11 protein-coding genes and 1 pseudogene are annotated in these 8,909 nt (G+C 37.5%); 8 read left to right on the top strand and 4 right to left on the bottom strand.

From position 1 onward, the window contains the following. The 7 genes and pseudogenes from H8Z76_RS13355 to H8Z76_RS13330 form a co-directional block, all read left to right on the top strand. Positions 1–636 (top strand): annotated as a pseudogene (locus H8Z76_RS13355) (hypothetical protein); the annotation flags it as partial. A gap of 123 nt (positions 637–759) precedes the next feature. Further along, entirely contained in the window at positions 760–849 is a 90-nt protein-coding gene (locus H8Z76_RS13990) for a putative holin-like toxin (RefSeq protein WP_243240559.1), read from the top strand. A 141-nt stretch (positions 850–990) separates the two neighbouring features. Beyond that, a complete protein-coding gene (locus H8Z76_RS13350; protein ID WP_186982829.1) occupies positions 991–1,830 on the top strand; it encodes a Fic family protein in 840 nt (279 codons plus the stop codon). A 230-nt stretch (positions 1,831–2,060) separates the two neighbouring features. Further along, positions 2,061–2,375 (top strand): hypothetical protein, encoded by a 315-nt coding sequence (locus H8Z76_RS13345; RefSeq protein ID WP_176924464.1) that lies wholly within the window; start codon positions 2,061–2,063, stop codon positions 2,373–2,375. 768 nt (positions 2,376–3,143) lie between these two features. Next, positions 3,144–4,013 carry a hypothetical protein gene (locus H8Z76_RS13340; protein WP_176924463.1) on the top strand — a complete coding sequence of 290 codons (870 nt, stop codon included), beginning with the start codon at positions 3,144–3,146 and terminating at the stop codon, positions 4,011–4,013. Positions 4,014–4,917: 904 nt separating this feature from the next. Beyond that, complete coding sequence (locus H8Z76_RS13335) at positions 4,918–5,196, top strand: AbrB/MazE/SpoVT family DNA-binding domain-containing protein (protein ID WP_207723147.1); 279 nt, start codon at positions 4,918–4,920, stop codon at positions 5,194–5,196. Beyond that, a complete protein-coding gene (locus H8Z76_RS13330; RefSeq protein WP_279287713.1) occupies positions 5,190–5,513 on the top strand; it encodes a type II toxin-antitoxin system PemK/MazF family toxin in 324 nt (107 codons plus the stop codon). Before H8Z76_RS13335 ends, H8Z76_RS13330 begins: the two co-directional genes overlap by 7 nt. 184 nt (positions 5,514–5,697) lie before the next feature. On the opposite strand, the gene H8Z76_RS13325 is transcribed toward H8Z76_RS13330, so the two are convergent. From H8Z76_RS13325 to H8Z76_RS13315, 3 genes are all read right to left on the bottom strand, one after another. Continuing rightward, on the bottom strand, positions 5,698–7,077 hold the full coding sequence (locus H8Z76_RS13325; RefSeq protein ID WP_186982828.1) for a hypothetical protein: 1,380 nt from the start codon (positions 7,075–7,077) through the stop codon (positions 5,698–5,700). A 4-nt stretch (positions 7,078–7,081) separates the two neighbouring features. Next, complete coding sequence (locus H8Z76_RS13320; RefSeq protein WP_176924460.1) at positions 7,082–7,939, bottom strand: ParA family protein; 858 nt, start codon at positions 7,937–7,939, stop codon at positions 7,082–7,084. A gap of 64 nt (positions 7,940–8,003) precedes the next feature. After that, the gene (locus tag H8Z76_RS13315) at positions 8,004–8,201 is read right to left on the bottom strand and encodes a hypothetical protein (RefSeq protein ID WP_176924459.1); all 198 of its coding nucleotides are present in this window, start codon (positions 8,199–8,201) and stop codon (positions 8,004–8,006) included. Between the two features lie 178 nt (positions 8,202–8,379). Here H8Z76_RS13315 and H8Z76_RS13310 point away from each other — a divergent pair, with 178 nt between their 5' ends. After that, positions 8,380–8,544 (top strand): hypothetical protein, encoded by a 165-nt coding sequence (locus H8Z76_RS13310; RefSeq protein WP_186982827.1) that lies wholly within the window; start codon positions 8,380–8,382, stop codon positions 8,542–8,544. A gap of 61 nt (positions 8,545–8,605) precedes the next feature. Here H8Z76_RS13310 and H8Z76_RS13305 read toward each other — a convergent pair whose 3' ends face one another. Next, the gene (locus tag H8Z76_RS13305) at positions 8,606–8,839 is read right to left on the bottom strand and encodes a hypothetical protein (RefSeq protein WP_186982826.1); all 234 of its coding nucleotides are present in this window, start codon (positions 8,837–8,839) and stop codon (positions 8,606–8,608) included. Between the last annotated feature and the right edge of the window lie 70 nt (positions 8,840–8,909).

Raw genomic sequence — 8,909 nt, 5'->3', positions numbered from 1 at the left:
CAGGACATGGCAGTTGCCAATATGTACCGGGTATGGGATTACGGACCACTGATCGAGGCGTATGATCTGTATTACACACTTGAACAGGCACAGAGCGGTTATATCACAGAGGAGGAACTTTTGAGCCATGCAAAGGCAACAGACGAGGAAGACGGAGAGATCCCAGGCGGTGATCACGCTGAGCAGGGCAACTCCTTCCGGGTGATGACGTATCAGGCTGAGGATTTTATGGGATTTGCACATGGGGGCAGTATTACAGAGACGTATCTTGCGACAGACAGTGCTGGAAACCAGACCAAGCTGCAGATTACGGTAAACATTGCAGACACAACGCCAACCAAGGATTTAACCGTAGGATCAACCAGATTTATATCAGAAAAATATTATAACCTCCCATATGAGCAGGGAGGACTTGAGGATGATTCCTTGTGGAAGGCTGATCCCGAATATGCAGCAGAACTTCAACAGGCATTTAGCAACTTGCAAAGTGATACGCCAGTGGCAAGTTATAAGTTTGATCATAATACGATTCTTGAAATGCAGGAGTTCGTGAAAAATAATGGTGTAGGAAACAGTAAGAGTGAAGATGCTTTGAGTCGGTTTTACAATCAGTTTTTGGTACCGAACCGGCAGTAGAAAAATAGAATGGCGGCTTGTTGGTTTTCCTGCGGTATGATAGAATGGTCGCAGGGAAATCAAGCAAGGCGGTTTACCCTATCTTCGGAGTAATGAGAGTTACGAAAGAAGGGAGGGGATGCTATGGTTACATATTCTGATCTGATTCAGTTTTGTATCTTGATAGTTGCCCTTATTGGTCTCGTTCATGAGATACATAAGGATAAAAAATGACCGCCACACCCGGCAGTGTGACGGTCGGCTGCTAAGCAGCTAACAACACAAATGGGTGAACCGCTTTGGTTTCCCTTTTATAGTGTTATTATAACATAGAGACAGTGATTGTTCAAAGAAAAATTTTCGAGGTTATAAATCATGCATGAAAATTACCAGGATATTATTAAAAAATGGAGAGAAAAGCGGATTCAGACAAGGGAAGACTATATTCAGAGCCTTTCCAGTTACAGTATAGTGTTTGCCTACAATTCTGGCGTGATAGAGAATCCAGAGGTCACTTATCACAATACACGAGAAATTTTTGAAAATGGAAAGGTGGTCAATTTTACCGGAGATTTAAGGACTCTGTATGAGATTGAAAATCAAAAAAAGTGTTATGAATTTATCCTGGATAAAATCAGTGATAAAGCGCCGATCAGCCGGGAACTGATTCTTCAGATACACAAGAAATTGACACAAGGGACTTATGATGAAAACCGTTGGAATAAGGGAGAAAGACCAGGAACATTTAAAGTACATGATTATTGTGTGGCAGATGGACAGGGAGCACTGCCAGACGAAGTACCAGGAGAAATTGATGAACTTTGCGAAGAACTGGTAGATATTCCGGACAAGGGAGATAATATTTTTAAAGCAGCTGCGTATATACATTGCAAGTTTGAGAACATACATCCTTTTGCAGACGGTAATGGGCGTGTCGGAAGAACATTAATGAATTACTTCCTGATGACGCACAATTATCCGCCATTGATCGTTTATAATGCAACGAAAGACAAGTATTATGCGGCATTGGGACATTACGATAAGACAGGGGATGTATCAAAGTTTGTAGATTACATGAAGGATTCCATGGAGCAGACTTGGGAAATTAAACCGACACAGGAAAACAAACTGGAGAATCTTATCGATCGATCGGGAGAGACAGAGCAACAGAAGGACATACGTCTGGATCGGTTCGATCAGAATTTAGAGAGGTAAAAATAATTATGGAAGATAAATATAATCTTACACCAGAGCAGTCAGTATTTGTGGCAAAAAAACGATTAAGGAGAATGTTTATAATTTAGCTGGCAAAACCCCGAACCTTTAGGTTCGAGGGATGCCAGCCAGCTTATAGCGAAACTTAGATTTATCAAGGAAGAATCAATTTCCCCAAAATGAAATGATATAAAAATAAATACTCACGGTGAGGACAAGGAGAAAGTTATATGAAAAAGAAAATAATGGTGATTTTATTAGTGACAATGGCAACGGCAGTTATGGGATGCGGTGGGAAAACATCTACAGATTCATTTGCAGATGATTCTACGGAAAATGAAAATGTTATGGAAAAAGTAGTGGCTAAACCAGAAGGAGAAAGTGAAACAAAAAGTACAATAGGCGATATGAAGTATTTGGGTGATACTGCTGATGGAAACATAGACGAATATAGAGATAATGTTACAGGTGTTCATTATTTTGTATATGGTCTCGGGGGGATAACAGTAAGATATAACGCGGATGGAACAATATTTACAGATTGAGTATCATATTTGAACAGTGAAGAGGATATTAAGTAATGAGTGAAAATTACCAGGATATTATAAAAAAGTGGAGAGAAAAGGCGGAAGAAATTCTTTTGCGGTTAAACTGGTGATTATCGTTACCATGATGTAAAGATTCCATATTTTCTATATGAGAATGGTATGGAGGGAATCGAATTTGCGAAACAACCATATCAGGAAACGGAAATGCAACGGGAAATGCGCATGGATCGCATGGATATAGAGCGATAAATAGAATACAAATGAAAAAAGTGGCTTACCACATGATGTTGTGCTATTTGACTGATTCTAAAGAAAAAATTGACAATACATGTACATTATGTTAGTATTGATTTGTTGAAAAAACAGAATATTGCCGAAAAGATTTTGAAAAAAAGATTGGAAGCCGAAGCTTCCAATCCAAAAATTCAAAATTGGTAGTACTTCGAAAGTTTTTCCCGAACTTCCGAATTGCTAATGGTAAGTCGCATTTACCACCAGAGGACAACTACCTAATGCCCTTTCCCTAGGGATTATTATAGGTTATCGAGTTGTTTTTGTCAATATGATTAAGATGACAAACTGTGTGGTTTTTAAGATCACACAGTTTTTTTTGTATATAAAACATAGTGAAATCAAGGCTTTCAAAGGATTTTGCACGAAAAAAAAATCTCAAAAAAATTTAAAAAATTCTCTAAAAGCCTATGAAAATCTGCGGAAAATATAAAAAATTTAAGACTAAAAAAGAAGAAAGGAGCGTGAGACTGGATGCAGAAATTAAAAAACAGCGTATTGGATCGTATGATTGAAGAAAAACTTACATCAAAAGAAATCGATTTTCTCATCTATGTCTCGCGCTATCAGGATGATTCTGGCAAGGTATCCGGAATACATTACAAAGAATTATGCGAAACTATGCATATGAGCTATCAGGGATTTTATGATGTAAAACAATCCCTGCAAGAAAAAGGTTTTGTTGCTGTGGAAAAGAGCAACAGGATCGATCATGATATCACCATCCTCAAGAACGGGTATGTGGACATGAATGATATCACGGAAGGCTATGTTAATACTAATCATCATATTTTCTATGATGAAGAGTTTTTTGGGATGAAGGCCGGATCTAAGCTGTTGGCTATGGAACTGCTCCGGATGTCTTATGCTGGTACCGGCGGTGAAAAAGGTCAGTTCCGGATCGGAACCAAACGGTTTTATGAGAAATATACAAAAATGTTTTCTGTAACAAAGAGAGTCATGCGTACATATCTGATGGAACTGAAACGTTTCTTTTCAATCGGGATTGTAGATGGAATGTATTATATGCGTCCTAAGATAAGTGTTTATAAACAGCCAGGACAAGCATCTGAGAACGAAAACTATGCGGCACATAATGTTAATGTGATTTGTCGAAGAAATAAGATCAAGGATCCGCGCAAAAAGGATCTCAAGGATGTAATGGATCTAGTTAGACAGTACAAAAAAGAAGCAGCGCGTGTAAAAATGAATATATTTGACTTGCTAAAACAAGCCATTGAAAAGAGTCTTCAGGTCCTGAATGATGGATCTGAGGTCATAAAAAACAGGAGCTTAAAGCCTAAGCTTATACATAGCATTTTGAAGCGAGAATTGGCAGTTTAGGAGCTATTTACAATATGTAAATGGCTTAGTTGGCGTAGTTAAAACTGCCGAAAATATGGAGCAAACAATAAAAGAGAGGATGAAAATCGGATTTTTCCGGAAAAAAAGTGTTCCGGAGCATCCGGTTATTTTTTTGCTAAAATATTTCATTCAATTTTCATGGTACTTTATTTTAGAGCATTCAATTTTTATGCATAAGTTAAAAAAAGTATTCAAATTTTATAGATAAAAACGACTAATTTTATTCAATTTCTGTACTTGTGGATAAGTCTGGAAATCCTTGATTTTAAAGGAAAAAGCAGTCAAACAGCAGAGGGTATATATTATACCTTATATTAATATTATATCTACATATATAAAATCTTGTTCCAAGATCAGGAACCGAAAAATCTCCATATTCCTAGCAATTTCCATTATTTTAATTGAAATTTGTTATTAATAAAAATTTTCTATTCTCAGCATCTTCCCTGTCTCTTTCGCCCCTTTAGAAAAAGGTGCGAGGCGACGCCAAAGCCCTAAACCATTTTTTGCTCGCCGCAAGGCAAGAGGAATCTGCACGCAGATCCTCAAAAAACAGCATATTTTTCGATATGTGTCAATTCTTAAATTCTCCCTCATGATCAAAAACAGATCATTCAGTCCGATTTATATTGACACATAATTTACATTTTCGTATTGACATTCAATGTATATACATGTATAATACTTATATCCTACAAATATAAATGAAATAGAATTTATTTATACTTATGACTGGAATAAAAAATTATAGAAAAAATTGTAGAAAAATTCGAAAATCAAAAATTCGAAAAACGTAAAAATCATTGTTAAAAAAATCGTAGAATCGAAAATCAAAAAGTCAAAAAATCAATAAATCATAAAAGAGGAACGAAGAGGAACGAAAATGGAAAAAAATATTATCATTAAAGTTCCAGTTCGTAAGTGGGGAAATAGTCAGGCAATTAGGATACCTAAAAATTATTTAGATTCACTGGGTATAAAAGAAAATGAACCTGTCTTATTAAGCCTCGAAGATGAGTCTATTGTCATCAAAAAGAGTAGGAAATTTAACAGTTTGAAAGAAAGGCTGGAGGCTTTTTACGGGAAAACGATTGATGACATTTTTATTGAAAATACACAAGAGATTGACTGGGGAGCTCCAGAAGGTGAAGAAGTTTGGTAAATTTCGGAGACATAATCATTATGGATTTTAATCCACAGACAGGGCATGAACAAGCCGGGAGACGGCCTGCGCTTGTTGTCAGCAATGATATTTTGAATCATCATACCTCAATGGCAATGGTGTGTCCAATTACGAATACTGACAACAAACATCCGTTGCACGTTCCACTGGATGATCGGACTAGAACCACCGGGGTTATATTATGTGAACAAGTTAAATCATTAGATGTGCGTAAAAGAAATGCTGTCACGGCAGAAAAAGCACCTACGGATATTGTGGATGAAGCAAGATCTATGATCAAAAGTTTCTTAGAGTGATGCTGGATATGAGATGAAGGGAACCCGGTTCCCTTCATCTTTTTTGTACAAAAAAAGCATACACTTTCGTGTACACTTCTTGTCAAAAAAGCGGACAAAATAACTATCTTGTCCTGTTTTTAGTTAGGACTATTCCCTAACTATTTTACATATTTTTCCTTTTTATTCAATACCTATTTTTTTTTTACGAGAATTTTTTCCCATTTTCCTTAATTACCGACTGGATTTTTTTCCTAAAATCTTCCGAATCTTCGGAAACCGCCTTATATTCATCCAGTTTTTTTTCAAGATCGGCAAAAAGTGTGATTAAAGTTTCAATTCCTTTTTCGAGATCGTACTGAGTACGAATCAGTTTTGAATTATTATTCGTTTCGGTACTCTGCATTTTTGCCTGTGCATCCAGTTTCTTTTGCAGATCCGCAATCATATTATCTTTTTCTTTTACGGTGTCTTTTAAAGATTTTTTCTGTGCGCTGATCTGATTTTTCATATCATCTAATGATGACTCCAGCTCACGGATTTTTTCATTATTGGGATCCCCCTTTTCCTGTTCCGCAACAAGCTGCTGTTTCAGATCGTTCTGAGCGTCATTGATCGACTTAATGATTGCATTTTGGTTTTCAATCGTGTTTTCCAACTCAGATATCTGATTTTCCTTTGTTGAGATATCACTGCGCATAGCTTTCATCTGATCCATAAGTCGGTTGATTTCCTGCCGGTTTTCTCCGTTTTCAATCAGCGTAAGAATCTGACGCTGCTCTTCCTCGGTCAGCTTTGCATAATTGGCTCCATCTTTAAGGGAGACTTCGTTTTCCTCAAACTTTTTCCGGAGTTCCGGGATCAGCTTATCAATATCCTTATAGTTTTTTACCTGCTTATCGCTGATATTAAGCTGTTTCGCAATCTCATTATTCACATTGATCTTTTCGCCTTTTTTCAAGGTCTGGTTCCGCTTGGTATACAGTTCATTCAAACGGTCTACATGCTGCTTTGTTCGTAATGTATCTTTGCTTCGGGTTTCTTCATTCGCAATAATCAGTCTGATTTCGGCATCGATCTGTTCCAACAGATCAGAGGCGGATTCGGATAAATCTGTATCAGCATATTTCGTTTTTACATTGCACGGATATCCATTTTCAAAAGGAGCTACAAAGTGTAGATACTTCTGATACGATTCATTATCTTTGTCCGGATAATCTTTGTATTTTTCCACCAGATAGTCAATCGCTCTTGTCCGTCGTTCTCCGGAATCAAGGATGTACTGATCATTTTCGAGATCATAAAATACTTCCAGGTTATGTATCAAACCGAAATTCAAAATGCTATCTGCCAGTTTCTCAATTTCTTCCATGGGATAGTCATTTTTTGCATGGAAGATAATTTTATCACGCTTGATATACTTAAAATTAAATGCGGTGTTAATCGGTGCGTCGATCTTTTCTACAAGCGTCTGCACAGCGGATTTTGATTCTTCTGGTGTGGATTGTGTCTGTGGTTGTGTTTCCGGTGCATCCGGAGTGTTTTGTTCGGCGCCCGCCGCAAAATTAAACTTCCGTTTTGCCATCTTTCTACTCCTCTCCGATTGATTCTTTCAATTTTTTTGTGGCTTTTTTATCCAGTATGTTCAGTTCGAGTAGCAACTTGCCATAATCAAAAACTGCATTAGTATCTGCGTTATACGCCAAGATCGGCTCAAACAGGGTTTCTATCTCCGCAATCTTGATATCCTTTCGAATAGGCGTTTTCAGAAACCGGGTTCCAAGCTCGGCTTCGTAGTTATCGCGCAGATCTTTGTAAACATTCGTGTTTATCTCGGCTTGAGTGATAAATGCTCCGAGGAAATTCGCATTTTCAAGGTCATGCTCTTCCTTGATATAAGCTATGCTGTCTAGGGTTTCTTTCAGCCCTTTATAAGAAAAAGATTCCACGCGAACCGGTGTCAGAACATAGTTTGATGCAAACATACTGTTCACGGTCAGTATATCAGATGCCGGGGCGTTGTCAATCAGGATAAAATCATAATCATCCTTAATAGTACTCAGTGCCTTTTTTAAAATGATATTGTTATTGCCGGTTTTATTGATCTCTATATTAAGCTGAGTATTTTTGTGACGCTTGCTTGATGGGATAATATCAAGTCCATTGATCTGCGTGTGCTGGATAAGCGGCAGCACTTCTTCTTTGGTGCGGTATCTTCCCTTAAAAAGTTCGGTTATGTTTTCTTTTTCAGGGGCTTCGACTCCGTTTATGACAGGTTCCGGATCCTCAGTATAACAGCCAAGCATCATGCTGAGATTACTCTGCTGATCAAGGTCAATGCAGAGTACCCGCTTCCCCAGGTATGCCATTAATTCTGCTATGATCCCAGTAGATGTTGTTTTTCCAACGCCGCCTTTGTTGTTGATGATTGATATTGTAGTTGCCATATTTATATTTCCTCCTTTGGTATAAATATATCATATCACATATTGCGCAATATGTCAACGCGAATCATATCTTATCATTTTGTTTCTTTATGTATTCATCAATCGCATTATTGATATACTCATTTACTTTTTTCCCACTTTTTTGTGCTTCCGCTTTTATAATGTCTTTTTTCCCCTTTTTAACAACCAGGTTTATTCGATCATAATTTTGACGGTTGTATTCGTTTTGATATTCTATTTGGTTAAACGGTTTATTTGCCATTTTGATATGTGTTCTCCCTTCAAGGTTATATAGAGATTGTTAAAAGTTTTAATAATTATATTTAGAATAATATATATTGTGCAATATGTCAATAAATATTGCGTAATATCAATGGCTAAATCTGTTGACTATTGCGTTCCCTTTGTGCTATGTTTGCGTTATGAAAGAAGGTGAGAATATGGCTAATCAAAAGAAGAAATCAACGTTTTCTGTTGCGGAACTGCAGAGGCTCTTTGCAGATTTTCAAATTACGCGTGACTCATCAGATGATAAAGTTATGGATGAGATAAGAGGTGTGAGAAAATTTATTCAATTTATTAAGAGCGCAAGTGGAATAGAATAGATTTTTCATGCTTCTATGTTTGGAAGGATCTCTTGCGTTTGCAGGAGGTCTTTTTTTAATGTCAATGTAAATCGGACTGCAGCTGCGTAGCAGCAAGGGAGAATTTAAGAATTGACATTTTCTGGTTCCAGGAAGCTCTTGTCCGAAGGGAGAAATGGGAATTTCTTCCTTTTGCCTTGCGGCGAGCAAATGGTTTACGGGTTTGGCGTCGCCCCGCCGCTTTTTCTAAAGGGGCGAAAGAGACCCCGCGGAGCGTGTTCCCTGCTGATTCTTTTCTTTTTTGAATTTGTTTCATGTCTCAGAAATTCCTTCTGGCAGTATTTCCTCGACCCAGATCGGCGGCGCTGCATAAGCTGCAGATCTAA

The sequence above is a fragment of the Roseburia yibonii genome (assembly GCF_014297335.1).
GTDB classification, from domain to species: domain Bacteria; phylum Bacillota; class Clostridia; order Lachnospirales; family Lachnospiraceae; genus Roseburia_D; species Roseburia_D yibonii.
Note: the sequence above shows the minus strand (reverse complement) of the source record. Positions and strands in the feature narration are given on the sequence as shown.